Origin of the sequence: Actinoplanes sp. NPDC049681 (genome assembly GCF_044465265.1) — a bacterium.
Lineage (GTDB): Bacteria > Actinomycetota > Actinomycetes > Mycobacteriales > Micromonosporaceae > Actinoplanes.
This window is the reverse complement of sequence record NZ_JBITLP010000008.1, coordinates 517,805-543,378: the sequence shown is the minus strand read 5'-3', so window position 1 is coordinate 543,378 and position 25,574 is coordinate 517,805. Positions and strand designations below refer to the sequence as shown.

Genomic DNA, 25,574 nt, shown 5'->3' with positions numbered 1-25,574 from the left:
TCAAGGCCATCGTCTACTTCGACACCGCCCACGACGACCAGGGCGACCGCGACATCAGCATCGACAGCACCAAGACCAACCTCGCCGCCTTCCGCGCCCTGGCCGCTGACAAGATCTTCGACGTGAAGCTGCGCTGATCCTCAGGGACTCACGAGCCGCCCGGCGGGCCTGCCGGGCGGCTCGTGCCGTTCTCCGCGGCGTTCCCGCCACGGAGGGGGCCTGCTCTCCGTTACCGTGAATCCGAGCCGGTGCCGCCTTTCCGCCGGGCCAGGGCGACCATCGCCCGTCGGTCCGGTGAACGTTCGGTGAACTGCGTCAAGCCCGCGGTCGTCGCCGTCGAACGGTGGTGTAGCGGGGCGCTACGCGCCTCCTCAGGCTGTCGAGACGGAGTGGACGTGGGCGCTGTGCGCTGGGTGCGGAACCGTGGCATCAAGACCAAGATCCTGGCGGTGGTCGCTGTCGCGGTCGTCGGCATGATCGTCACCGGGCTGTTGAGCCTCATCGGTCTGGGCAGCCTGCAGGACACCCGCTCGCAAGAGCTGCGCCGTGCGGTGCCCTACCTGACCAACCTGAACGGCGCCGCGTTGGCGCTCAAGGCGGCGGCGAACGACGAGCGGGGATTCCTGATCGCCGGGGACGCCAAGTTCCGTGACGAGTCGCTGGGCCGCAAGGACACCGTCGACAAGAACCTGGTAGCCGCCCGGTCGCTGGGGAACCCGGCCGAGCAGGCGACCATCGACAAGATCAAGGGCGCGACCGATGCGTGGTTCGCCGCCCTGAACACCGAGTTCACCACGTACGGCACCGACAAACAGGCCGCGATCGATGTCGCCCTCGGGGCGAACCGCGACCTGCGCAAGAGCTACGAGACGCTGCTCGGGAACGAGATCGCCCGCGCTGACCAGGCGCTGCTCGCCGGCAGGGACTTCGACTCCACCGTACGCAACATCCAGCTGGTGGTGTTCCTCGCCTTCGTGATCGCGGTAGCGCTCGCGGTGGTCCTGGCGCTGCTGGTGGCCCGCATGATCGTCGTACCGTTGCGCCGGGTGTCCTCGGTGCTGGACGCGGTCGCCGACGGCGACCTCACCCACGACGCCGCGGTCGACCAGCGCGACGAGCTGGGCCAGATGGCCACCGCGCTGCGGCGCGCCACCACGACGCTGCGCCAGACGGTCAGCGACCTGGCCGGTCACTCGACCGAGCTCGCCACCGCGGCGAACTCGCTGACGGCCACCAGCCGCCAGAGCGCGTCCAGCGCCGACGCCGGCGCGCGTCAGGCGGCGAGCGTGGCCGAGTCCGCGGCGGTGATGTCCTCGACGATCCAGACCGTGGCCGCCGGCGCGGAGGAGATGGGCGCCTCGATCCGGGAGATCAGCGAGAGCGCGACGCAGGGCGCCGGTGTCGCCTCCCGGGCGGTGTCGGTCGCGGCGAACACCACCGACGTCATGGCCAAGCTGGGCGAGTCCTCGGCCGAGATCGGCAACGTCATCAAGGTCATCACCGCGATCGCCGAGCAGACCAACCTGCTCGCGCTCAACGCCACCATCGAGGCGGCCCGCGCGGGTGAGGCGGGCAAGGGCTTCGCCGTGGTCGCCTCCGAGGTCAAGGATCTCGCGCAGGAGACGGCCAAGGCGACCGAGGACATCGGCCGCCGGGTCGCGGCGATCCAGGCCGACACCACGGGCGCCGTGGCCGCGATCGGGGAGATCAGCGAGATCATCGCGCGGATCAGCGACTTCCAGACCACGATCGCCTCGGCGGTGGAGGAGCAGACCGTCACCACCAACGAGATGAGCCGGAACGTCACCGAGGCCGCCGCCGCGGGCGGGCAGGTCGCGACCACGATCAACGAGGTCGCCGCATCCGTGCAGCTGACCACCGTCGGTGTCGGCGAGGCGGACCAGGCGGCCACGCGGCTCGCGCAGATGTCGACCGACCTCAACCGCATCGTCGACCGCTTCCGCCTCTGAGGACGTCAGCGCCGGTACCGCAGCCCGTCCATCAGCAGGTCGAGCAGGCGTCCCGCCTGGTCGCGCCGCCCCGGCTCACCCGCCGCGAGGGCCACCCCGCCGAGGCCGGTCAGCACGTCCAGGACCGGGACGTCGTCGCGCAGTGTGCCGGCGCGTACCCCGGCCTGGAGCAGGGGCGTCAGGGCGGCCACCAGCAGGTCGCGGCTGTGGGCGTACGGGTCGCCGCCGGAGGCGATGACCATGCGCAGCGCCCCGGACATGCCCCGCTTGGTGGTCATGTAGTCGACGAACCGGTCCATCCAGGCGCGCAGGGCGGCGGCCGGTTCGTGGGTACGCAGCAGCCGCGGCGCCGCCGCGCACAGCCGGTCGAGCTCGTTGCGGTACGCCGCCTCCGCGAGCGCCTCCCGGGTGGGGAAGTGCCGGTAGAGGGTGCCGATGCCGACGCCGGCCGTCCGGGCGATGGTCTCGAGCGGCACGTCCGGGCCGTCGGTGGCGAAGGCCCGCACCGCCACCTCGAGCAGCCGGTCGCGGTTGCGGCGGGCGTCGGCGCGCAGCGGCCGGGTGCTCATCCCCCGGTTTCCCGGCCGCGCGCCGCGAGCCACGCCTTGGCCGTACGCTTCGGCGCCCGCGCCAGCCAGGCGTCGCGGATCAGTTCGTCCAGCTCACCGGGATCGATCTCCGCGAGCCGGACGAGCACGGCCGGATAGCCCGCGAAGTGCGGCGTGGTGAAGTAGACCGCCGGGTCGTCGGCGACCAGCGCCTCCGCGACACCGACGTCCTGGACGCGGACGCCGAGGATGTCGCCGGCCGGGGCGTCGGCGCCGAGGGCCGCGAGATCCGCCGGGCGCAGGGGCCGCTCCCACGCCAGGTTCTTGTCGTGGACCCGCCATTCGTGCGGGCCCCGCTCGGTCACCTCCGGCAGCGCCGTCGCGCTGCGCCGGACGTCGTCCCAGGTCGCCATTGTTCTTCCGGATTCTCTCAAGTGCGCCGCCGGCCGTCCGATTTCAGGGCGTGCCAGAAAGGCTAGACGGACCGGCGTCAGGCCGGCGAGCATTCACCGTGTTCGTCGCCGCCCTCGTCGCCGTCTTCGTGGCCTGGATGGTCGCCGGCTGGGGCGGCGCGACGGTGACCAGTGCCGTCTCGGGTGCCGGCACCTTCGGGATCACGGTCGCCGCCGGGATCTGCTGCCTGCTCCGCGCCCGCGCCTGCCGCGGCCGGGACCGTGCGGTATGGGCCTTCCTCACCGCCGGCACCTTCGTGTACGCCTGCGGCGAGGGCACGTGGGCCGGTATCGAGACGATCGCCGGCCGGGAGGTCCCGTTCCCCAGCCTCGCCGACGCCGGCTATCTCGGCATGGTGCCCCTCGCCGCCGTGGCCCTGCTGCTGGTGCCGACGCACCGCCGGTCGGCGCCGCAGCGGCTCCGTACGCTCGCCGACGCGGCGATGATCGCGTGCTCCCTGCTGCTGATCAGCTGGCTGCTCGTCCTCGAGCCGCTGCTGGGCACGGGCGGCACTGTGCTGAGCCGCGCGGTGGGGTTCGGATATCCGATCAGCGGCGTGGTCCTGGTCACCGTCGTCCTGCACGTGCTCGCGGTGCTGCGCCGCGACGATCCGCATGCCGGCGCGCTGACACTCGTCGCCGTCGCCATGGTGGTACTCGGCGTCTCTGACAGCGCGTACGCGTTCGTCTCCCTGCACGACTCGTACGGCTCCGGCGGGCTGCTGGACGCCGGCTGGTTCGTCGCCTTCGCGCTCGTGCTGCTCGCCGCCCGGTACCCGGTGGGCCCGGGTGCGGCGACCGGCGGGCCGGCCGAGCCCCGGACGTTCGCGTTGCTCGTCCCGTACGCTCCGATCCTGGTCGCCGTGGTCTGCAGCGTGGCCTTCTCGGCGGTGACCGGCCGCACCGACGCCGTCCACAACGGCTGCCGGGCCGCCCTGATCGCGCTGATCGTCGTCCGCCAGCTGCTCACCCTGCTGGAGAACCGGCACCTGACCCGGCATCTCGAGGACCGGGTGGCCGCCCGCACCGCCGAGCTGCGGGCCAGCGAGCTGCGGTTCCGCGCGCTGGTGCAGCAGAGCTCCGAGTCGGTCGCCGTCATCGACCCCGACTCGACCATCCGCTACCAGAGCGACTCCGTCGAGCGGAACTTCGGCTGGCCGGCCCGGCTACTGCTCGGCCGCCGGCTCGTCGAGATCGCCGGGCGGCGGTCCGGGCCGCGCATCGCCGCCGCCATCGAGGCGGTAGTGGCGGGCCCGGACAAGGTCACGGTCCTCGAGGTCCCGATGCGCCACCAGGACGGCCGGTACCGGCTCGCCGAGATGACCATCACGAACCTGCTCGACGTCCCCGCCGTGGGCGGGCTGGTGCTCAACACCCGGGACGTGCACGACGCCCAGGAGCTGCAGGAGCGGCTCATGCACGAGGCGTACCACGACGCGCTGACCGGGCTGCCCAGCCGTGCGCTGTTCCGCGAGAGGCTGGTCGAGGCCGTCGCCCGGGCCTCGGGTACGGACGACGTCGCGATCCTCTTCCTCGACCTCGACGGCTTCAAGGAGATCAACGACAGCCTCGGCCACGCGGCCGGCGACGCGCTGCTGTGCCAGGTCGCCGAGCGGCTGTCGGCGGCGGTTCGCGAGGGCGACACCGTGGCACGCTTCGGCGGCGACGAGTTCGGCGTGATCGTGGAGTCGGTCGCCGCCCGTACCGACGCCGAGGCGGTCGCCGGGCGCATCGCCGCCGCGCTGGAGGCGCCGTTCCTCGTCGGCGAGCGGGAGCTGCTCGTCGCGGCGAGCATCGGCCTGGCGTGCGCGGCCGACGCCGAGGACGTGGAGCAGCTGCAGCGCAACGCGGACCTCGCCATGTACCGGGCGAAGTCCGGCGGCGGGAACGGCATGGCCGCCTACGACCCGGCGATGCTGACCGGCCTGGTGCGGCGCCTGGAGCTGGAGGCCGATCTGCGTGCCGCGCTGGCCCGGGAGGAGCTGGTGCTGCATTACCAGCCCACGGTGGACCTGCGCAGCGGCGAGATCACCGGCTTCGAGGCGCTGGTGCGCTGGCACCACCCGACCCGGGGCATGATCCCGCCGCTCGAGTTCATCGGCGCCGCCGAGGCCACCGGGCTCATCGTGCCGCTGGGCCGCTGGGTGCTGCGCGAGGCGTGCCGCCAGGCCGTCGCGTGGGGCGCCGGCACGACCCGGCGGCTCAAGATGGCGGTCAACGTCTCGGTCCGTCAGTTCGAGCATGGCGACCTCGCCGCGACGGTGGCGGAGATCGTCGCCGAGACCGGCATGCCGGTCGGTCAGCTGTGCCTGGAGATGACCGAGAGCGTGCTGCTCACCGACACCGACGAGAACCTCGCCCAGCTGCGGCGCCTCAAGGACCTCGGGGTCACCCTGGCCATGGACGACTTCGGTACGGGCTACTCGTCGCTGGCGTACCTGCGCCGGTTCCCGATGGACACGCTGAAGATCGACCGCTCGTTCGTCGACCGGCTCGGCGGCGAGCGCGAGGACGAGGCGCTGGTCCGGACGATCGTACGGCTGGGCCAGAGCCTCGGCATGACCACGGTGGCCGAGGGCATCGAGGACTCCGCGCAGCTCTCGGTGCTGCAGGACCTGCAGTGCGACTACGCCCAGGGCTACTACCTGTCGCGCCCGCTGCCGGCCGACGAGGCGGGCCGCGTCCTGCGGGAAGGGTTCTCGGCCAAGGTGACCTGACCGGCCGCGAGCCGGTGCCGCAGCGCGAGCTGCAGGCGCAGCCGGGCGTCCGGGTCGTCCAGGGCCGCGCCGAACACGCGGCGGATCTTGCGCATCCGGTAGCGGACCGTCTGCGGGTGCGCGTGCAGCGCCGCGGCCGCCGCCACGACCTGCCCCTGCTCCCGCAGCCAGGCGTGCAGCGTCGCCAGCTCCGGCTCCCGCAGCTCCCCGGCACCGGCCAGTTCCCGTGCGGCGAAGCGGTCCATCAGCCCCGGCTCCCACCCGGTCACCAGCTCGAGCAGGAAGTCGTCGCAGTGCATCAGCCCGTCGCCCGGCAGCAGCCGCAGCGCCCGCCGCGACAGCCGGTACGACAACCGCGCCGACGCCAGGGGCACCGCCGGACCCACGGCCGCGCGCCGCCCGCCCAGGACCGCCGCCAGGTGGGCGAGCCGGCCGGGCGTCGCCGGCGACGGCACGACCATGCGGGTGGCGTCGTCGATGACGGTGGCGATCGTGCCGTTGCCCGCCGTCCGCGCCAGGCGCTCGCCGTCGGTGCTCTCGATGCTCACCACCGCCACGCTCGCCGGCAGCGGCCAGCGCGCGGCGTCCGCCGCCGCCTGCAGCGTCGCGTCGCCCGGCGGATCCGGCTGCACGAGCAGGGTGATCAGCCGTCGCCGGACGGTGTCCCAGTCCCGCGCGTCGGCGTCCTGCTCGTCGAGATAGCCCTCGGCCGCCGCGCCGGCCAGCATGTCGAGGAACCCGAACAGCGCGGAGGCCAGCACGTACAGCGCCTCCGGTGGCAGGTCCTGGGTGACCAGGAACGCCCACAGGTCGCGGCCACCGACCGTGAGGACCGCGCGCAGGGCGTCGACGCGGTGACCCTCGCGGAACTCCGTGCGCCCCAGCTCGGCGAAGACCGCCCGGCTGGCCGCCAGGTCGTGGGAGGGCGACGCCACGGCCTCGACGAAGGCGTCGACGGCGGTCTCGACGCCGAGCGTCAGCCCCCGCCCCTGACCACCGGAGAGCGAACGGCCCTGCGCGCTCATCACCGTGCGTACCGTGCCGAGCACCCGGTCCCGGAGCACCGGGCGCAGCGCCCGGATCCGGTCCCGGACGGCAGCGGGCAGCTCCGCGACACGCGGCTCGATCTCGCCGTACATTTGTCACCCCGGTGATAAAGCGGCCTCGAATGTGTGCGCCGCGAGAGCATCATTTTGGCAGCCGGGTTCCTACCGTGGGGAGCATGGATGCGGATGTGATCGTCATCGGCGCCGGCCTGGCCGGGCTCGTCGCCACCGCCGAGCTGGCGGACGCCGGCCGCAAGGTGCTGCTGCTGGACCAGGAACCGGAGCAGAGCCTCGGCGGTCAGGCGTTCTGGTCGTTCGGCGGGCTGTTCATGGTCGGCACGCCCGAGCAGCGGCGCATGGGCATCCGCGACTCGGAGGAGCTCGCCTGGCAGGACTGGCTCGGCAGCGCCGCCTTCGACCGGCCCGAGGACCACTGGCCGCGGCGCTGGGCCCAGGCGTACGTCCACTTCGCCGCCGGTGAGAAGCGCTCCTGGCTGCACGCCATGGGCCACCGCTCGTTCCCGGTGGTGGGCTGGGCCGAGCGCGGCGGCGGCGCCGCCGACGGCCACGGCAACTCGGTGCCGCGCTTCCACGTCACGTGGGGCACCGGCCCGGGAGTGGTCGAGCCCTTCGAGCGACGGGTACGCGACGCCGCCGCCCGCGGCCTGGTCACGTTCGGCTTCCGGCACCGCGTCGACGCCCTGGTCACCACGGCGGGGGCGGTGACCGGCGTCCGCGGGCACATCCTCGAGCCCAGCTCCGTCGCCCGCGGCGAGTCCAGCTCCCGGGCCGAGATCGCCGACTTCGCGTACGCCGCCCAGGCCGTCATCGTCACCTCGGGCGGCATCGGCGGCGACCACGACCTGGTCCGCAAGGCCTGGCCGGCCCGCCTCGGCGCCCCGCCGCGCCGGATGGTCTCCGGAGTGCCGGCGCACGTCGACGGGCGGATGCTGGCCATCACCGAAGCCGCGGGCGGGCAGATCATCAACCCGGACCGGATGTGGCACTACACCGAGGGCCTGCAGAACTGGGACCCGATCTGGCCGGGTCACGGCATCCGCATCCTGCCCGGCCCGTCGTCACTGTGGCTGGACGCGACCGGGCGACGCCTGCCCGCACCGCTCTACCCGGGCTTCGACACCCTCGCCACGCTCAAGCACCTGCGGGCCACCGGCCACGACCACAGCTGGTTCATCCTCACCCAGAAGATCATCGAGAAGGAGTTCGCCCTCTCCGGCTCGGAACAGAACCCCGACCTGACCGGCCGCAGCATCCGCCAGGTCCTCGGCCGCGTCCGCCCCGGCGCCCCGCCGCCGGTCGAGGCCTTCAAGCGGCACGGCGAGGACTTCGTCGTCGCCCCCGACCTGCCCGCCCTGGTCGAGGGCATGAACAAGCTGGCGGCGACGACCGGCGGCCCGCAGCTCGACCTCGAGGCCGTACGCCGTACCGTCGTCGCCCGCGACCGCCAGATCGACAACCCGTTCGCCAAGGACGCGCAGATCACCGCCATCCACGGCGCCCGCCGCTACCGCGGCGACCGCCTCGTCCGGGTGGCGACCCCGCACCGCCTCCTCGACCCGGCGGCCGGCCCCCTGATCGCGGTCCGCCTGCACATCCTCACCCGCAAGACCCTCGGCGGCCTCCACACCGACCTCGAGGCCCGGGTCCTGCGCGCGGACGGCACCCCGCTGCCGGGCGTGTACGCGGCGGGCGAGGCGGCGGGGTTCGGCGGCGGCGGGATGCACGGCTACAACTCGCTGGAGGGCACCTTCCTGGGCGGCTGCATCTTCAGCGGCCGCACCGCGGGCCGATGCGCCGCGGCCGCCCTCGGCTAGGGTCGGCGGCCATGCTGCGGCCCGCCGGGCCGTGGGTGGTCCCAGGCGCAGCGTGACTCCGGTTTCAGGGGTGTCGAAGATGCGGCCTGGAGTAGAGGTCGCAACCCGGGGATGCAAGCACGTCCCACCCGCCTGCCGCGGGACGCTCGTGCTGGCCGATGCCCTTCTCGGCAGGTCGGACAGCGCCGCTGTCGTCCTGCGATCGATCATCGGCTACGACGAAGGGCTCAAGCTTGAGACCGAGTTCCTGCTCCGCGCCCCCGGTGTGGAACGACGCCCGCTGCGTGATGCCCTCAACCCGGATAGCGCCGACCCGGCGATCTCCTTCGGTGCGGGAGCCGCGGGTGACTTCCAGCCGCTTACCTGGAACGACCTGGGCAGCACGCTGGACATCTCGACGCTCAGTGCCGACGAGGCTCACTCCCGGCTGACGATCAAGACGTGGATCAAACCGACGCCCGATGACCTGGTCATCGGTGTTCGTTGGAATTCCCACGGCATCGGGCCGACGTACCTGCGGGTCGACTGCCGCCACCCGGCGGCCGGCTGGTCGGTGCCACTCTGGGCCTGAGTACCGGTTCCCGCCGTCTGTGATCACGGAATGCCGTGGGAGCCTTCTACGCCCTGGCCGAGTACGGCCGCGCCCGGACGAGCGCGTCCGCGTTTCACGCGTCTGCAGACGCGTGGCGAAATCGCCACTCAGATGCTGCACTCCGCCTGAGCGGACGGCGCGGCCGGGTCGATGTGGACCTTCGGCGCCGCGCCCCATTCCGGCGGGCGGTTGCCCGACAGCACCGCGGCGGCGTCGTCCAATCCGACCGTCGCCGCGACCAGCGGACGAGGATCCACGGCGCCGGATGCGTACAGATCAACGGTCCCGGCCAGCGCTCCCGAGCCGCTGAGCACGCCCACCGCGGTCACGTCCTTGAGCACCAGCTCGCGGGTGTCCAGCAGGCTGGCCCGCGCCGCGAGCCCGATGAACACCACCCGCCCGCCCGGCTCCACCAACTGCACCGCCCGCGCCGGGATGCCGCTGCCGGTGGAGGCGTCGACGACGGCGTCCCAGCGCAGGTCCGGCAGGTCCGAGGCCGTCCACGCCCGCTCGATCCCGATCTCGTGGGCGAAGCCGGTGGTCTCGCCGAGCACGTGCACCTCGGCGCCCCGGGCCGCGGCGATGAGGGCGGTCAGCAATCCGATCGTCCCCGGCCCGGCGACCAGGATCCGGTCGCCGGGGGACAGGGCCGCCGCGCGTACGGCCCGCAGCGCGTTGGCGCCCGGCTCCACCAGCGCACCCAGCGCCGGATCCATCGCTTCGGGCAAGGGCACGAGAGCCTTCACGGGTACGGGCAACCGCTCGGCCAGCGCCCCCGGCCACCCGTGGCGGATGCCGATCTCGTACCGGTCGGCGCACAGATGCTGGCGTCCGCCGCGGCACCGCCGGCACTTCCCGCACCCGAGCATGGTGTCGCCGGTGACCCGCCGCCCCAGCCACGCGCGGTCCACGCCCGGCCCGGCGGCCGTCACCGTGCCGCACCACTCGTGCCCGATCCGCACCGGATACGCGGCCTGCCCGGTGTGCAGGTACACCATGTGCCCGGAGTAGAACTCCGCGTCGGTGCCGCACACCCCGGCCCGTTCGACGGCCACGACCACCTCGCCCGGCCCGGCGACCGGCTCGGCCACCTGCTGGACCTCGGCCTCGCCGGGCCCGGTGACGACGAATGCGCGCATGGGCCCATCCTTCCTGTGACCGGTTTCGCGCCGCGCGATTCACGGCGGGTCGCGGCGATCCGTGCCACGATGACACCGATAGTTCGGTTCAGGCGGGAGTCAAGAGCAGATGAGCGAACACGTTTCCGACAGCGCCGAATGGCAGGCTGTGCAGGGCCACGCCGAGAAGTTCGCGAGCGTGCACCTGCGCGAGCTGTTCGACAGCGACCCGCGGCGCGGCGAGCGGCTCACCGCCCAGGTCGCGGACCTGTACGTCGACTACAGCAAGAATCTGGTGACCGACGAGGTCGTCGCCGCGCTCGTCGCGCTCGCCGAGCGGGCGAAGCTGCGTGAGCGCACCGCGGCGATGTTCGCGGGCGAGCACATCAACCTCACCGAGGACCGGGCCGTCCTGCACACCGCCCTGCGGCTGCCGCGCGACGCATCGCTCGTCGTCGACGGCCAGGACGTGGTCCGGGACGTGCACGAGGTCCTCGACCGGATGGGCGCCTTCACCGACAAGGTGCGCTCCGGCGAGTGGAAGGGCGCGACCGGCGAGCGCATCCGCACGGTCGTCAACATCGGCATCGGCGGTTCCGACCTCGGGCCGGTCATGGCGTACGAGGCACTCAAGGCGTACGCGGATCCGGGGATCGAATGCCGTTTCGTCTCGAACATCGACCCGACCGATCTGCACGAGAAGACGCACGACCTCGACCCGGCGAGCACGCTGTTCGTGGTCGTCTCGAAGACCTTCGGCACCCAGGAGACGCTGACCAACGCGACCGAGGCGCGCAACTGGCTGCTGGCCGGCCTGGGCGGTGACCAGTCGGCGGTGGCCAAGCACTTCGTCGCGGTGAGCACCAACGCTCAGCGGGTGGCGGACTTCGGCATCGACACCGAGAACATGTTCGGCTTCTGGGACTGGGTCGGCGGGCGCTACTCGCTGCCCTCCGCGGTCGGCCTCTCCGTCATGATCGCCATCGGCAAGGAGCAGTTCGCCGAGATGCTCGCCGGCTACCACGCCGTCGACCAGCACTTCCTCACCACGCCGCTGGAGCGCAACGTGCCGGCGCTGCTGGGCCTGCTCAACGTCTGGTACGACACGTTCCTCGGCGCCCAGTCGCACGCGGTGCTGCCGTACTCGCAGTATCTGCACCGGTTCGCGGCGTACCTGCAGCAGCTGACGATGGAGAGCAACGGCAAGCACGTGCGCCTGGACGGCTCCGCGGTCGAGTACCAGACCGGCGAGGTCTTCTGGGGTGAGCCGGGCACCAACGGCCAGCACGCCTTCTACCAGTTGATCCATCAGGGCACCAAGCTGATCCCGGCCGACTTCATCGGGTTCAGCGTGCCGAACCACGACACCGGCTCGATGCACGACCTGTTCATGAGCAACTTCTTCGCCCAGACCGGAGCGCTGGCCTTCGGGCGTACGGCGGAGCAGATCGAGGCCGAGGGCGTCGCGGCGGAGATCGTGCCGCACAAGGTGATGCCCGGCAACCACCCCACGACGACGATCCTCGCCGAGAAGCTGACCCCGTCGACGCTCGGCCAGCTGATCGCCCTGTACGAGCACATCACGTTCACGCAGGGCACGATCTGGGAGATCAACTCGTTCGACCAGTGGGGCGTCGAGCTCGGCAAGGTCATGGCCAACCAGCTCGCCCCGCTGCTGACGGCGCAGGCGGCGCCCGAGGCGGCGAACGACTCGTCCACCGACACCCTGATCGCCCGCTACCGCGCCCAGCGCGGCCGTTGATCACCGGTAGGGCGGCCTTTTGTCAGAGGGCCGCCCTACGCTGCACCACGTGGACCTGACGACCGAAGAAGCCCTGGCCGTACGGATGCGCAGCTTGCTGCTCACCCCGGAGAAGCGGTGCGGCAGCGTCGCCGAGATCGTCGAGTGGTTCGGCGCGATGCAGGCCCAGGACATGGCGAGCGGGCTGTGGTCGCTCGGCGTGCGCCTGCCCGGCTCGGTCGTCGGCGACGTCGAGGCGGCCCTCGAGCGCCGCGAGGCGATCCGCACGTGGCCCATGCGCGGCACCGTGCATCTCGTCCCGCCCGCCGACGCGCACTGGATGCTCGAGCTCATGGGTGTCCGGGCACTCGCCGGCGCGGCAAAACGCCGGGAGACGATCGGACTGTCGGAGAAGACGGCGGACCGCGGGGTCGAGGTTCTCGCCGGGGCCCTCGCCGGTGGCAAGCGCCTGACCCGGGCCGAGTGCCTGGCCGCGCTCGCTGCCGGGGGAGTCGAGCTCGGCGGGCAGATGGGCTACCACCTTCTCTGGTACGCGAGCCAGCGCGGCGTCACCTGCATCGCCCCGCACGTCGGCAAGGAGCAGACGTTCGTCCTGCTCGACGAGTGGGTGCCGAACCCGAACCGCCCGTCCCGCGAGGAGGCGCTGGGCCTCATGGCGCTGCGCTACTTCCGCAGCCACGGCCCGGCGACCAAGCAGGACTTCGCCCGCTGGACGGGCCTGACCATGACCGACACGAAGGCGGCGGTCGGGGCGACCGGCGATGCGCTGACGACGGTACGGGTGGACGGCACGGAGATGCTGGCCGACCCGGCGGCGCTGGACCCGGCCCCGGCCACCCGCGACGACTGGGCGGCCCTGCCCGGCTTCGACGAGTACATGCTGGGCTACAAGGACCGCGCGATGATGGTCGACAAGGAGCACCTCGACGCCATCGTGCCCGGCGGCAACGGCGTCTTCCAGTCCACTCTGGTCGCCTCCGGCCGCGCGGTGGCGACGTGGAAGCGCACGCTCGGCAAGTCGGCCGTCACCGTGGACGTGTTCCCGCTGACGTCGATGAAACCGGCCGCCCGCAAGCGGGCGCAGGCGGCGCTCGAGCCGTTCGCCGCCTTCGTCGGGCTGCCGCTGAAGGTGCGCTGGAGTCAGGGATCGCCGAGCAGCACCGACAGCCCCTCGTAGGGTGTCAGCGACAGGGTGCAGGCGCGGTCGTGGCCGATCTCGCCGAGCACGGTGCCGGTGAGCATCTCGGTTCACCGGCGCGGCCCTGGGGAAGATCCTCTGCCACAGTGCCTGCCCGCGATCCAGGACCACCGGCCGGCAGCGAGCCCGGCTGACAAGATGGGTCAGGTGCGCGCCGTGGTGATCGATGCTGTCCGGGCCCGGCCCGAGGTCCGGGAGGTGCCCGAGCCGGTGGCTCCGCCGGGCGGGGTGGTGGTCCGGGTCATGGCCACCGGGATGTGCCGCAGTGACTGGCACGCCTGGGCCGGCCATGACGAGATCGTGTTCCCGCACGTACCGGGTCATGAGCTGGCCGGTGTGGTGGCCGACGTGGGTGCGGACGTCGGCCGGTGGCAGGCCGGTGACCGGGTGACCGTTCCGTTCGTGTGCGGCTGCGGGCGGTGCGAGTGGTGCCGTAGCGGCGACGCCCAGGTCTGTCCCGACCAGGAGCAGCCGGGCTTCACGCACTGGGGGTCGTTCGCCGAGTACGTCGCCCTGCACGCGGCGGACACCAACCTGGTGGCCGTACCGGAGCAGGTCGGCTTCGCCGCCGCGGCGAGTCTCGGGTGCCGGTTCGCCACGGCGTACCGGGGCCTGGCCGGACGTGCACGGGTCGCCGAGGGGGAGTGGGTGACCGTCGTCGGCGCCGGCGGAGTGGGTCTCAGCACGGTCATGATCGCGCGTGCGCTGGGTGCCCGGGTGATCGCCGTGGATCGGAACCGGCGGGCCCTCGACGCCGCCCGCGAGCTCGGCGCGGAGCACACGCTGCCCGTCGACGGCGCCGACATCCCGGCCGCTGTCGCCGACCTGACCGGCGGCGGCAGCCACGTGGCCGTCGACGCGGTCGGCAGCGAGCAGACCTGCGCCGACGCGATCCTCAGCCTTCGCCGCCGGGGGCGCCATGTCCAGATCGGGCTGCTGCCGCCGGTCGTCGGTCACCCGCGGGTGCCGATGGCCCGGGTGATCGGCTGGGAGCTCGACCTGCTGGGCAGCCACGGAATGGCAGCTGGGGACTATCCGGGCATGCTGGCGCTCATCGAGCAGGGCAGGCTGCAGCCGCAGCGGCTGATCGAACGCACCGTCGGGCTCGACGAGGCGGCGGCGCTGCTGCCCGGATTCGACCAGGCCGCGGTCGCCGGTATCACCGTGGTCGATCCCGGTCGATCTGTTAACAACCCTTGCTAAAGGAGTTCACGAACGTCAAGATGTGGTGAACCAGCCCTGGTCATCGATGTGTCAGGAGCCGCCACATGAGGAAACGACGTACCGTGTTCGCGCTGGTAGCCGGCGCCGCGATGACCCTGACGACGGTGGTGCTCGCGCCCGCCGGCATGGCCGCCGTCTCCGGCGGACCGCTGCGAGCGGCCGCCGTCGCCTGCAGCGCGCCCGCGTGGGCCGAGGGCAACACCTACACCGCCGGTACGCAGGTGACGTACAACGGCCACCTCTACTCGGCCCTGGTCACGCACACCGCCTATCCCGGCACGAACTGGAATCCCGCCGCGACGCCGACGCTCTGGACCGACCTGGGGGCGTGCACCGGCGGCACGACCCCGCCGACCACGCCTGCGACCACCCCGCCGACCACGCCGCCCACGACTCCTCCCACGACGCCGCCCACCACGACGCCGCCGGGCAGCAGCACCTGTGCCGTGAAGTCGAAGCCGGGCGGCAAGGTCCTCGTCGGATACTGGGAGAACTGGGACGGCGCGAGCAACGGCGTCCACCCGGGCCTCGGCTGGATCCCGATCACCGACAGCCGGCTGAAGCAGCACGGCTACAACGTCATCAACGCCGCCTTCCCGGTGATCCGCTCCGACGGCACGGTGCTGTGGGAGGACGGCATGGACGCGGGCGTGAAGGTGTCCACCCCGGCGGAGATGTGCCAGGCCAAGGCGAACGGCGCCACCCTGCTGATGTCGATCGGCGGCGCGGCCGCCGGCATCGACCTCAGCTCCAGCGCGGTGGCGGACCGCTTCGTGGCGACGATCGTGCCGATCCTCAAGCGGTACAACTTCGACGGCATCGACATCGACATCGAGACCGGGCTCACCGGCAGCGGCAGCATCGGCACGCTGTCGACCTCGCAGGCCAACCTCATCCGCATCATCGACGGCGTGCTCGCCCAGATGCCGTCCACCTTCGGCCTCACGATGGCCCCGGAGACCGCGTACGTCACCGGCGGCAGCGTCACGTACGGCTCGATCTGGGGCTCCTACCTGCCGATCATCAAGAAGTACGTGGACAACGGCCGCCTCTGGTGGCTGAACATGCAGTACTACAACGGCAGCATGTACGGCTGCTCCGGCGACTCGTACTCGGCGGGCACCGTCCAGGGCTTCGTTACGCAGACGCAGTGCCTGAACAACGGCCTCACCATCCAGGGCACGACGATCCGGGTGCCGTACGACAAGCAGGTGCCCGGCCTCCCGGCCCAGTCCGGAGCGGGTGGCGGCTACATGAGCCCGTCGCTGGTCTCCCAGGCCTGGAACAACCTCAACGGCAGCCTCAAGGGCCTCATGACCTGGTCGGCCAACTGGGACGGCTCGCGCGGCTGGACCTTCGGCGACAACGTGAAGGCGCTGCAAGGACGCTGACCCGCCGGATGTCACGGCCCGTCGCCCAGCGCGGCGGGCCGTTTCCGTGTGACCGGGAGCTCGCTTCCGTACCTGTCTTTGACTATGAAATAATTGCTCAGTCAAGGATGTTGTGCGGGGCGGTCCGGGACCGCGGGTCCCGACAGAGAGCTCAGGAGCGGGTCATGCAGTTCGGGATCTTCACCGTCGGCGACGTCACGCCCGACCCCACGAACGGCCGGGTACCGACCGAGCACGAGCGGATCAAGGCGATGGTGACGATCGCCCGCAAGGCCGAGGAGGTCGGCCTCGACGTCTTCGCGACCGGCGAGCACCACAACGAGCCCTTCGTGCCGTCCTCGCCCACGACCATGCTGGGCTACATCGCGGCGCAGACCGAGAAGCTGCTGCTGAGCACGTCCACCACGCTGATCACGACCAACGACCCGGTCAAGATCGCCGAGGACTACGCGATGCTGCAGCACCTCTCCGACGGCCGGGTCGACCTCATGATGGGCCGCGGCAACACCGGGCCGGTCTACCCGTGGTTCGGCAAGGACATCCGGGCCGGGATCCCGCTCGCGATCGAGAACTACGCCCTGCTGCACCGGCTGTGGCGCGAACACGTGGTCGACTGGAAGGGCAAGTACCGTACGCCGCTGCAGTCGTTCACCTCGACCCCGCGCCCGCTCGACGGCATCCCGCCGTTCGTGTGGCACGGCTCGATCCGCAGCCCGGAGATCGCCGAGCAGGCCGCCTTCTACGGCGACGGGTTCTTCGCCAACCACATCTTCTGGCCCGCCTCGCACACTCAGCGGATGATCGCGCTGTACCGCGAGCGTTTCGCCCACTACGGCCACGGCGACCCGGACCAGGCCATCGTCGGCCTCGGGGGCCAGGTCTTCCTGCGCCGCAACAGCCAGGACGCGGTGCGGGAGTTCCGGCCGTACTTCGACAACGCCCCGGTCTACGGTCACGGCCCGTCGCTGGAGGAGTTCAGCCGGGAGACGCCGCTCACGGTCGGGAGTCCCCAGCAGGTCATCGACCGTACGCTCGGATTCCGCGACTACGTGGGCGATTACCAGCGGCAGCTGTTCCTGATCGACCACGCCGGGCTGCCGCTCAAGACGGTGCTCGAGCAGCTGGACCTGCTCGGTGAGGAGGTCGTGCCGGTGCTGCGCAAGGAGTTCGCCGCGCTCCGGCCCGCGCACGTGCCGGAGGCCCCGACCCACGCCTCCCTGCTCGCCGCCCGTTCCACCGCCGCTGAGGAGGTCGTCGCATGAAGCAGCGCTCGCTCGTCGTCGTCACGGCGGGGCTGAGCCGGCCGTCGTCCACCCGCCTGCTCGCGGACCGCCTGGCCGCGGCGGCGGTGGACCACGCCGCCGGGCTCGGCGTCGACCTGACCGTACGGGTCGTGGAGCTGCGTGACCTGGCTCACGACCTGATGAACCACATGCTCACCGGCTTCCCGCCCGCCGCCCTGCGCGACGTCCTGGACGCCGTGGCGGCGGCCGACGGCCTGATCGCCGTGACGCCGGTGTTCAACGCCTCGTACAGCGGGCTGTTCAAGTCCTTCTTCGACGTGCTGGACAGGGACACGCTGGCGGACAAGCCGGTCCTGATCGCCGCGACCGGCGGTACGGCCCGGCACTCGCTGGCGCTGGACCACGCGCTGCGGCCCCTGTTCGCCTACCTGCGGGCGGCCGTCGTGCCCACCGCGGTGTTCGCGGCCTCCGAGGACTGGGGCGGCGACGAGGCGGACGGCCAGCTGCGCGGCCGGATCGACCGGGCGGGCCGGGAGCTCGCCCGCGAGATCGAGCGGCGGGAGCCGGCCGGCGTCGTCGACCCCTTCGCCCTGACGACCTCGTTCGAGGAGCTCCTGAGAGGGTAGGGAGACGCGAACGGACAGGGGGCATCATGGCGGAGATCGTGCTCATCCGGCACGGGCAGACCGAGTGGAGTGCGGCTCGTAAGCACACCTCGTACACGGATCTGGATCTGACCGAGATCGGCGAGCAGGAGGCCCGGGCGGCCGGGAAGAGGCTGGCGGGCCGCACCTTCGCGGCGGTGCTGTCCAGTCCGCGCAAGCGGGCGCTGCGCACCGCCGAGCTGGCCGGCCTGACCGTCACGGAGACCACCGAGGACCTCGCCGAATGGAACTACGGCGAGTACGAGGGCGTCACCTCGGCGGCGATCCGCGAGACCCGGCCCTCCTGGTCGCTGTGGACGGACGGCTGCCCGGGCGGCGAAACGCCGGAGCAGGTCGGCGCGCGCCTGGACCGGGTCCTCGCCCGCGCGCGCGCCCATCTGGACCGGGGCGACGTGGCCCTCGTCGCGCACGGGCACAGCCTGCGGGTGGCCGGTGCGCGCTGGATCGGGCTGCCGCCCAGCGGCGGCGGCCTGTTGCGGCTGGACACGGCGACGCTGTCCACGCTCGGCTTCGAGCACGGCAATCAGGTCGTCGGCACCTGGAACGCCGCGACCTGAGCGGCTACAGCTGCACCTGGATCAGGAGCGCGGCACCCGCCAGGACCAGCGACACGATGGCGGTCGCCGTCAGCGCCCAGCCGAGATTGACGAACTGGTGTTTCCTCAGCACCACGTGCGACAGGTTGACCAGGTTGTACGACAGCGCGGTGACCTCGAAGCGCCGGTCGGCGCCGCCGATCATCCGGGCGGCGGCGTCGCCGTCCAGGTGCGCTATATGCCCGAAGTACCAGAGGACCTCGGGGCGGTAGGAGCCCGGATCCGCGGGCTCCACCGCCAGCCTCGGGAAGGCCTCCTTGATGTTGCCGGTGTGCCGGGACCACAGCGCGCCCGCGGCGCAGCCGGTCGCCCCGATCACCGCCGCGGCCGAGACGATCGCGAAGATCCCCGCCCCGACGCCGACCTGGCGCACGGCGCGGTCGGCCGGCCCCGCCTTGCCGGTCAGCACGGCGAAGTAGACGGTCACCAGGAGGCCGTTCACCGTGAGCAGCAGCTGGGCCTTCGCCTCGGCGACCTTGTACCAGTCGATCGCCCGGTCGTAGGCGCGGCGCACGTACTCGGCGTCCGGTTCCGGAGTCGCTTGCGGGCGCCGCGGTTCGCGATGGGGGAAGAGCCACATACGCTCAGTGTGAGCGGGTTCACGCAGAGTCGACAGCTGCGTCATCCGTACATGTGACGCCGACGTAACAGATCGGCTTTCTTCACTGGCTAGCGTCCTGTCGCATGAGTGTGCGGAGGACCGCCGTCGCGACCCTGCTCGCCGTGACGACCGCCGCGGCCGTCGGCTGCCCGGCGCGCGCCGAACCGTCCCGGCCCGGGGCGCCGGTGCCGGCTGCCGGGTCCGGGGAGCTCCCGCCGGGGTGGTCGGCCGTGCGTCGCGGCACCGGGCTGCTGCTGACCTGGCGGGCGCCGGCGCGGCTGCCGATGGGCGACGCCACCGTCGAGTTCTCCGCCGGCGACCGGATGCTGGGACGCCCGCGTGCCGGCGCTGATCTGCGTACGTTCACCCTCGAGGTCGCCGATCCGCGGGGGATCGGACTGTCCACACTGCAGGTCCGGGCCGGCGGCCGGCGGCTCGACGGTCCGGCCGTGGTGCCGCCGTCGTTCGCGAACACCCTCCGCGGTATGCCCCGCCGGCCGGCACCGGCGGTCTCCGATGATCCCGGCATTCCCGGTCCCTATCGCACGGTGACCGGTGAGTACACCCTCGATCCGGTCACGTTGCCCGGGCTCCCGCAGCCGGTGGAGATGACCGGCGTCGTGGTGGGCCCGGACGGCGCACCGGGCGAGCGGCCGCTCCTGCTCATCCTGCACGGCAGGCACTTCACCTGCTTCTCCGGCGTCGATCCCGACGCCGTCAGCGGCGATTGGCCGTGCCCGGCGGGGACGGAGCCGGTGCCCAGTTATCGCGGCTTCGGGGAGCTTCAGCGGCTGCTCGCCTCCCAGGGTTACGTCACTGTCAGCATCTCCGCCGACGGGGTGAACGGGCAGGATCACCTGGCCGACGACGGCGGCGCCCAGGCCCGCTCGTCGCTGATCCGGCTGCACCTCGCCCGCTGGGCCCGGTGGGCGGGCGCCGAGCGGTCCTCCGCCCCGGAGATCGTTCGCTCGGTCCCGCCGGCGGACCTGTCGCGGGTGCTGCTGGCCGGCCACTCCCGGGGCGCCGACGGCGTCAACCGGGCCGCGTCGGACAGCCTCGTACCGCCACCGGCGGACCAGGACGGCTACCACGGTGCCGTGCGATGGACGATCCGCGGCACGGTGCTGCTGGCGCCGACGCTCCGGGGACACAACCCCGTCCCCGACGTGCCGTCCGTGACCGTGCTACCCGGCTGCGACGGCGACGTCGCCGACCTGCAGGGCCAGATGGCCGTGGACGCCACCCGCGGGGTCAGCCTTGGCCGGGCGTTGCACTCGGCCCTGTACGTCGTGGGCGCGAACCACAACTTCTTCAACACCGAGTGGACCCCGGGCCAGGCACAGGCGCCCGCCTCCGACGACGCCGCGGGCTCCGGGGACCCGGCGTGTGCCGCGTCGGCGCCCGGCCGGCTGAGCGCCGATGACCAGCAGCGGATGGCCGCCACGTACCTGGCCGCGGCCGCGCGCCTGTTCGTGGCCGGCGACGACGCCGTGCGGGGCCTGCTCGACGGGACGGGGCTGCGGGCAGCGTCAGCCGGTCCGGCACGGGTCTACCAGCACGCCCTGGGCGGGAACCGCAGCCCGCTGCTGGTGCCGGCCGCCTCCACCCGGGTGTCCGGTGCCCGGCTGTGCACCGAGGTCAGCACGGACCCCTCCGCGCTGTGCCTGGCCCTCGGTCGCTACAACCCGCCCTCGCCGCACTTCGTGCCGTTCGCCGGCGGCACCGATCCCGACCGGTACGCCATCGCGATGTCCTGGTCGCAGCCCGGCAGTCCGGTCACCGTACGGCCGGCGGAACCGGTCCCCGTGCGGGACGCGACGCATCTGGCACTGCGCATCATCGTCGCGCCGAACCAGACGGGCGTCCGGATGGGTGTCGCGGTCACCGACACCGCCGGCCGTCGTGCCGTCCTGGGCGAGATCACCGCCGACGGCCTGCCCAGCTCCGGGCGTACGACCGCGCACTGGGCACAGGAGCTGCGCGTGCCGCTGAGCGGCGCGAACCTCGGCGCCGTCGCCGCCCTGGAACTGGTGCCCCGCAGCGCTGGAGGCCAGGCGTGGCTCATCGACGCCTGGGGCTGGCGGGCCGGCACGCCGCGGGCCGTACCGGCCCGGTTGCCCCGCGTGGACGTCGGTCACGTCACGATGAACGAGGGTGACGGCGGCGAACGGACCGTACGGATCCCGGTCACCGTCACCGGGGAGGGGTCCGGCGCGGTGACCGCGTTCCTCAGCGACTCCGGTACGTCCACCACCACGGCCACCCACCTCGACGTGGCGCCGGGCAGCACCACCATCGACGTGCCGATCACCATCGAGGGCAATCGACGGTACGGGTACGACCACGGGTTCGGCCTACGGATCCGGGCCCTGCACGGAGTGGTCGTCGGGGCCTACGACGGCGGGCTGCTGGTCCGCGACGACGACCCGCTCCCGGCCGTGACGGCGTCTCCTGCAGCCCGCGTCGTCGAGGGCACCGCCCTGCGCTGGCGCCTGAGCCTGTCGGCGCCGGCGGACTGTCCGGTCACCGTCGGTTTCGTCGCCGAGGCGCCCGCCGGCGGCACCGAGGTGTCCACCACGGACGTCGAGCCCGGATGGTTGTTCGAGCTGACCGGGCAGCAGGCGGGACCGGCGCGTCCGCTGTCGCGTACCGATCTGCGGACGTCGCTCATCGTGCCGGCAGGGGAGACGGGTGTCGAGTTCGTCGTGCCCACGGTCGCGGACGACGTACCCGAGCCGGAGCGCGGCGTGCGGTTCGCGACGATGTCCTCGGGGGTCGACGCCTCGGTGACGGTGCCGGGCCCGCCGCTGACCGGAACGCTGATCGACGGGCCGTGACGGGCCTCAGGGGACCATCCAGCCGAGCACCGGGGTGCCCTGCAAGGTCACCAGCAGGCACATGACCGCCAGCAGCCCGAGGCTCCAGCCGACCACCCGGCGGAAGATGTCGCCCTCGCGGCCCGCCATGCCTACCGCCGACGCGGCGATCGCCAGGTTCTGCGGGCTGATCATCTTGCCGAGGACGCCGCCGGACGAGTTGGCCGCCGCGAGCAGCAGCGGGTCGAGGCCGGCCCGGTCGGCGGTCTGCACCTGCAAGGCCCCGAAGAGGGCGTTCGCCGACGTGTCGGAGCCGGTCACCGCGACGCCGATCCAGCCGAGCATCGATGACAGGACCACGAAGAACCCGCCCGCGGCGGCCAGGAACTCGCCGAGCGTGTTGGTCTGGCCGGACTGGTTCAGCACGTACGCGAGGGCCAGCACCGCCATCACCGTCACGATCGCGTGGCGCAGCTCGACGTAGGTGGCGCCGTACGCGCGCAGGGCGCGGCGCGGCCCGACCCGCAGCACCGCCGCCGTCAGGATGCCCGCCAGGATCATCAGCGTGCCGGCCGCGGGCAGCCAGCCCAGGGTGAAGGTCGTCGACGCGAGCGGTTTGCCGCTCGCGGAGAGCACGTGCAGGCCGGGCCAGCCGAACGCGACCGTCCACGGCTCCTTCGCCAGCGCCGCCTTGATCGGGCCGATGTTCGCGAGCGAGAAGATGACGATGATGATCAGGTACGGGGCGTAGGCGCGAGCAACCTCGGCAGCGGTGTCCCGCCGCTCGGCGGTGCCGACCACGGTCCGGCCGCCCGAGGGAGTGCCCCCGGCGGGCGCGGCGTCCGGCGGCCGCCGTCCGGGCGTCTCGTGCAGGTCCGGCGACTCCGCCGGTCGCCAGAACCGGAGGAGGACCATCACGGAGGCCGCGGACAGCAGCGCCGCGATGATGTCGGTCAGCGGGACCGAGACGAAGTTCGAGGCCAGGAACTGGCCGGCCGCGAAGACCGCGCCTGCGACCAGCGCCGCGGGCCAGGTCTGGCGGATCCCGCGCCGGCCGTCGATGACGGCGACCAGCACCAGGGGTACGACCACCGCCAGCAGCGGCGTCTGCCGGCCCACCATGGCACCGAGCGTCTCGGTGTTCAGCCGCGGGTCGTCGCTGGCGCCCGAGGTCACCGTGCCGAGCGTGACGACCGGCGTCGCGAGCGCCCCGAACGCGACCGGCGCGGTGTTGGCGATCAGCGCGACCGAGGCCGCCCGCAGCGGCGGGAAGCCGAGCGCCATCAGCATCACCACGGTCACCGCGACCGGGGTGCCGAAGCCCGCGAGCGCCTCCAGCAGCGCGCCGAAGCAGAACGCCACGATGATCGCCTGGACGCGCATGTCGGGACTGACCCGCTCCATCGAGCGGCGCAGCACGTCGAAGTGCCCACTCACGACCGTGAGGTTGTAGACCCAGATGGCGTTGAGGACGATCCAGAGGATGGGGAAGAAGCCGAATGCCGCGCCCTCGCTCGCCGAGAGCAGCGCCTGGCCGACCGGCATCGAGTAGACCGCGACGGCCACCACCAGCGCCACCGCGAGGGAGATCAGCCCCGCCAGCCAGGCCCGCATGCGGACCGCGCCGAGCAGGACGAAGAGGGTCAGCAGGGGCAGCACCGCGAACAGGGCGGACAGCGCCACGGAGTCGCCGACGGGGTCCGTCACGATCGTGAACTGATCGGCCATGAGTGCCATCCAGGATCGTCTATTGCGCCTGGAGGTCAAGTTACGGGTTAACGGTCACCTGCGCCAGCGCTGCGTGGATGTCCCCGCCCTCGGCGAAGGCCCGCCGCTGCCGGGCGGCGCCGGTGCCCTCCGCCCGGATCCGGTCCAGCTGGGCGGCCACCACCTCGAGGTCGCCGAGCCCGCGCAGGGCCGGGGTCACCAACTCCACCAGGTCGCCCACCAGCTCCCAGGCCGGCCACGGCACGCCGGTGCGCGCGTCGAGCAGCGTGGTGTCGAGGCCGGTGTGCGCGGCGTTCCAATGCGCGGCCTCGAGGAGGTGATCGGGGATGCGGAACTCCGGGCCGTCCGCCTCGGTCACCGTCACGACCAGGGCGCGGACGAGCCCTGCCAGCAGCACCGCGTCCTCCACCGTCGGACAGACGTCGGCCACCCGGATCTCCACCGTCGGGTACGTGGCCGACGGGCGGGCGTACCAGAGGATCATGCTCTCGTCGAGCATCGTGCCCGAGGCCACCAGGGCCGCCACTGTCCGGTCGTAGTCCTCTGCGGAGCTGAAGTGCGGGGTGGGTCCGAGCGCCGGCCACCGCCGGAGCTGGATCGAACGCCAGCTGGCGTGGCCCGTGTCGGCGCCCGCGTAGAACGGTGAGTTCGCGGTCAGCGCCTGCAGCACCGGCAGCCAGGGCCGGAGGCGATTGCTGACCCGGACGGCGGTCTCCGGGTCGGGCACCCCGACGTGGACGTGGCATCCGCAGACCGCGGCGTCGTGAGCGATCGGCCCGTAGTGCCGGGCGATGGCGTGGAAGCGCGCGTTGTCGGTCGGCTCCCGGACCGGGTCGGCGATCGGGGTGGCGCCGACGGCGACGAGCCGCGCCCCCGCCTCCTCCGCTGCCTCGGCCGCCGCCCGGCGCAGCTCGGTGAGCTGCCGGGTGAGGTCCGCCAGGCCGGTGCAGACCGGCGTGGCCATCTCCAGCATGCTGTGCCGGAACTCCAGCCGGCTCTGGCCGCGTACCGCGTCCGGCAGCGCCGCGAGGACCTTCTCCACCACGGGCGCGTTCTGCCCCGTGCCGGGGTCGAGGAGCAGGAACTCCTCCTCGACCCCGAGGGTCGGCCCCGTCGTCACGGGCGGGTCGCGGTGAGCACGATGACCGCGATGCGCTCGGCGTGGGCGTACGCCTCGCCGTCGAGTTCCTCGCCGTACACGTCCGGATCCACCTCGCGGTAGGACCAGCCGAGATCGGTGTCGGCGAGGCGCTTCTCGGCCGCGGCGCGCAGCGGGTCGTGGCCGTCGACGATGCCCGTACCGCTGAAGAGCACGAGGGAACCGCCCGGGGCGAGCCGTTCGGCGGCCGCGTCGACGATGGCCAGCGACAGGCCGTGACCCTCGGGGCCGCCGCCGTCGCGGTACGCGCGCCCGGCCGGGTCGATCATGAACGGCGGGTTGGAGATGATCAGGTCGAACTCGCCGTCCACGCCGGAGAGCAGGTCGCTGTGGCACGGACGCACGCCGGCGGTGCCGGCCAGGGCCGTGTTCACCTCCGTGAAGCGCAGGGCGGCGTCGTTGATGTCCACCGCGAGGACCTCGGCGCTGGGGGCCCGCTTGGCGACGGTGATCGCCCCGGCACCCGTGCCGCAGCCGATGTCCACCGCGCGCCGTACGGGCCGGCCGAGGCCCTCGACGTGCGCGGCGGCGGCATCGGCCATCCGGTACGTGTCCGGGCCGAAGAACACGGAGTCGGCGGCGGTGGTCGGGAACGCCGAGTGCACGAACAGCTCGCCGTCGTACGTGGAGAACCGCACCCGGCTGCGCCAGTGCTCGCCGGAGCGGTCCAGCACCCCCGCGGCGTCCATCAGCTCGACGATGCCGGCCGGCAGGGTGCCCGGCTCGAACGGCCGGCTCCAGCCCAGGACGTCACGCAGGCTGCGGGCCAGCGCGTTCTCCGGCCGGGCGTTGACCCGTGCGTGCGTCGCGGGGGTGACGGTGGTGAACTCGTACCCCATGTCCTTGAGAGCCGTGCCCAGCTCGCGGAGCTTCGTGATCATGCGCGCATGGGTGCCCAGCTCCGGGCCGGAT

The 25,574-nt window shown here is 72.6% G+C and carries 20 protein-coding genes; 12 read left to right on the top strand and 8 right to left on the bottom strand.

What is annotated here, in order from left to right; translation table 11 throughout:
- Positions 1-395 precede the first annotated feature (395 nt).
- Entirely contained in the window at positions 396-1,970 is a 1,575-nt protein-coding gene (locus tag ACIBO8_RS30045; protein ID WP_396118714.1) for a methyl-accepting chemotaxis protein, read from the top strand.
- 5 nt (positions 1,971-1,975) lie between these two features.
- On the opposite strand, the gene ACIBO8_RS30040 is transcribed toward ACIBO8_RS30045, so the two are convergent.
- Both ACIBO8_RS30040 and ACIBO8_RS30035 read right to left on the bottom strand, forming a co-directional pair.
- Positions 1,976-2,539 carry a TetR/AcrR family transcriptional regulator gene (locus ACIBO8_RS30040; RefSeq protein ID WP_396118713.1) on the bottom strand — a complete coding sequence of 188 codons (564 nt, stop codon included), beginning with the start codon at positions 2,537-2,539 and terminating at the stop codon, positions 1,976-1,978.
- Positions 2,536-2,931 carry an MmcQ/YjbR family DNA-binding protein gene (locus ACIBO8_RS30035; RefSeq protein WP_396118711.1) on the bottom strand — a complete coding sequence of 132 codons (396 nt, stop codon included), beginning with the start codon at positions 2,929-2,931 and terminating at the stop codon, positions 2,536-2,538. The genes ACIBO8_RS30040 and ACIBO8_RS30035 overlap by 4 nt, the downstream gene beginning before the upstream one ends.
- 98 nt (positions 2,932-3,029) lie before the next feature.
- Between ACIBO8_RS30035 and ACIBO8_RS30030 the strand changes: the two genes are divergently transcribed.
- Positions 3,030-5,687, top strand: coding sequence for a putative bifunctional diguanylate cyclase/phosphodiesterase (locus ACIBO8_RS30030; protein ID WP_396118710.1), 2,658 nt, complete (start codon positions 3,030-3,032; stop codon positions 5,685-5,687).
- Here ACIBO8_RS30030 and ACIBO8_RS30025 read toward each other — a convergent pair.
- Positions 5,612-6,826, bottom strand: a complete 1,215-nt coding sequence (locus ACIBO8_RS30025) for a helix-turn-helix domain-containing protein (protein WP_396118709.1) — start codon at positions 6,824-6,826, stop codon at positions 5,612-5,614. The two genes, ACIBO8_RS30030 and ACIBO8_RS30025, sit on opposite strands and share 76 nt — an antisense overlap.
- An 83-nt stretch (positions 6,827-6,909) precedes the next feature.
- Between ACIBO8_RS30025 and ACIBO8_RS30020 the strand changes: the two genes are divergently transcribed.
- The gene (locus tag ACIBO8_RS30020; RefSeq protein ID WP_396118707.1) at positions 6,910-8,568 is read left to right on the top strand and encodes an FAD-binding dehydrogenase; all 1,659 of its coding nucleotides are present in this window, start codon (positions 6,910-6,912) and stop codon (positions 8,566-8,568) included.
- Between the two features lie 79 nt (positions 8,569-8,647).
- The gene (locus ACIBO8_RS30015) at positions 8,648-9,139 is read left to right on the top strand and encodes a hypothetical protein (protein WP_396118706.1); all 492 of its coding nucleotides are present in this window, start codon (positions 8,648-8,650) and stop codon (positions 9,137-9,139) included.
- 128 nt (positions 9,140-9,267) lie between these two features.
- Here the strand turns inward: ACIBO8_RS30015 and ACIBO8_RS30010 are convergent, their stop codons facing one another.
- Positions 9,268-10,299, bottom strand: a complete 1,032-nt coding sequence (locus ACIBO8_RS30010) for a zinc-binding dehydrogenase (RefSeq protein WP_396118705.1) — start codon at positions 10,297-10,299, stop codon at positions 9,268-9,270.
- 109 nt (positions 10,300-10,408) lie between these two features.
- On the opposite strand from ACIBO8_RS30010, the gene pgi reads away from it, so the two are divergent.
- The 7 genes from pgi to ACIBO8_RS29975 all read left to right on the top strand — a co-directional run bounded on the left by pgi (position 10,409) and on the right by ACIBO8_RS29975 (position 18,319).
- Positions 10,409-12,040, top strand: a complete 1,632-nt coding sequence (gene pgi / locus ACIBO8_RS30005) for a glucose-6-phosphate isomerase (protein ID WP_396118704.1) — start codon at positions 10,409-10,411, stop codon at positions 12,038-12,040.
- Between the two features lie 85 nt (positions 12,041-12,125).
- Positions 12,126-13,217, top strand: coding sequence for a winged helix DNA-binding domain-containing protein (locus ACIBO8_RS30000; protein ID WP_396118728.1), 1,092 nt, complete (start codon positions 12,126-12,128; stop codon positions 13,215-13,217).
- Positions 13,218-13,394: 177 nt separating this feature from the next.
- On the top strand, positions 13,395-14,441 hold the full coding sequence (locus ACIBO8_RS29995) for a zinc-binding dehydrogenase (protein WP_396118703.1): 1,047 nt from the start codon (positions 13,395-13,397) through the stop codon (positions 14,439-14,441).
- A gap of 65 nt (positions 14,442-14,506) precedes the next feature.
- A complete protein-coding gene (locus tag ACIBO8_RS29990) occupies positions 14,507-15,853 on the top strand; it encodes a carbohydrate-binding protein (protein WP_396118702.1) in 1,347 nt (448 codons plus the stop codon).
- 164 nt (positions 15,854-16,017) lie between these two features.
- On the top strand, positions 16,018-17,115 hold the full coding sequence (locus ACIBO8_RS29985; protein WP_396118701.1) for an LLM class flavin-dependent oxidoreductase: 1,098 nt from the start codon (positions 16,018-16,020) through the stop codon (positions 17,113-17,115).
- Positions 17,112-17,723 carry an FMN reductase gene (locus ACIBO8_RS29980; RefSeq protein ID WP_396118700.1) on the top strand — a complete coding sequence of 204 codons (612 nt, stop codon included), beginning with the start codon at positions 17,112-17,114 and terminating at the stop codon, positions 17,721-17,723. Before ACIBO8_RS29985 ends, ACIBO8_RS29980 begins: the two co-directional genes overlap by 4 nt.
- 26 nt (positions 17,724-17,749) lie before the next feature.
- Positions 17,750-18,319 (top strand): histidine phosphatase family protein, encoded by a 570-nt coding sequence (locus ACIBO8_RS29975; RefSeq protein ID WP_396118699.1) that lies wholly within the window; start codon positions 17,750-17,752, stop codon positions 18,317-18,319.
- A 4-nt stretch (positions 18,320-18,323) separates the two neighbouring features.
- On the opposite strand, the gene ACIBO8_RS29970 is transcribed toward ACIBO8_RS29975, so the two are convergent.
- Positions 18,324-18,938 carry a hypothetical protein gene (locus tag ACIBO8_RS29970; protein ID WP_396118698.1) on the bottom strand — a complete coding sequence of 205 codons (615 nt, stop codon included), beginning with the start codon at positions 18,936-18,938 and terminating at the stop codon, positions 18,324-18,326.
- 104 nt (positions 18,939-19,042) lie between these two features.
- Here ACIBO8_RS29970 and ACIBO8_RS29965 point away from each other — a divergent pair, with 104 nt between their 5' ends.
- Entirely contained in the window at positions 19,043-21,796 is a 2,754-nt protein-coding gene (locus tag ACIBO8_RS29965; RefSeq protein ID WP_396118697.1) for a hypothetical protein, read from the top strand.
- 6 nt (positions 21,797-21,802) lie between these two features.
- On the opposite strand, the gene ACIBO8_RS29960 is transcribed toward ACIBO8_RS29965, so the two are convergent.
- Genes ACIBO8_RS29960 through ACIBO8_RS29950 form a run of 3 tightly spaced genes read right to left on the bottom strand, consistent with a single transcriptional unit; the run spans position 21,803 to position 25,543 of the window.
- Entirely contained in the window at positions 21,803-23,512 is a 1,710-nt protein-coding gene (locus tag ACIBO8_RS29960; RefSeq protein WP_396118696.1) for an L-lactate permease, read from the bottom strand.
- A gap of 31 nt (positions 23,513-23,543) precedes the next feature.
- Positions 23,544-24,623 carry a glutamate--cysteine ligase gene (locus ACIBO8_RS29955; protein WP_396118695.1) on the bottom strand — a complete coding sequence of 360 codons (1,080 nt, stop codon included), beginning with the start codon at positions 24,621-24,623 and terminating at the stop codon, positions 23,544-23,546.
- A complete protein-coding gene (locus ACIBO8_RS29950) occupies positions 24,620-25,543 on the bottom strand; it encodes a methyltransferase (protein ID WP_396118694.1) in 924 nt (307 codons plus the stop codon). The genes ACIBO8_RS29955 and ACIBO8_RS29950 overlap by 4 nt, the downstream gene beginning before the upstream one ends.
- Positions 25,544-25,574 lie beyond the last annotated feature (31 nt).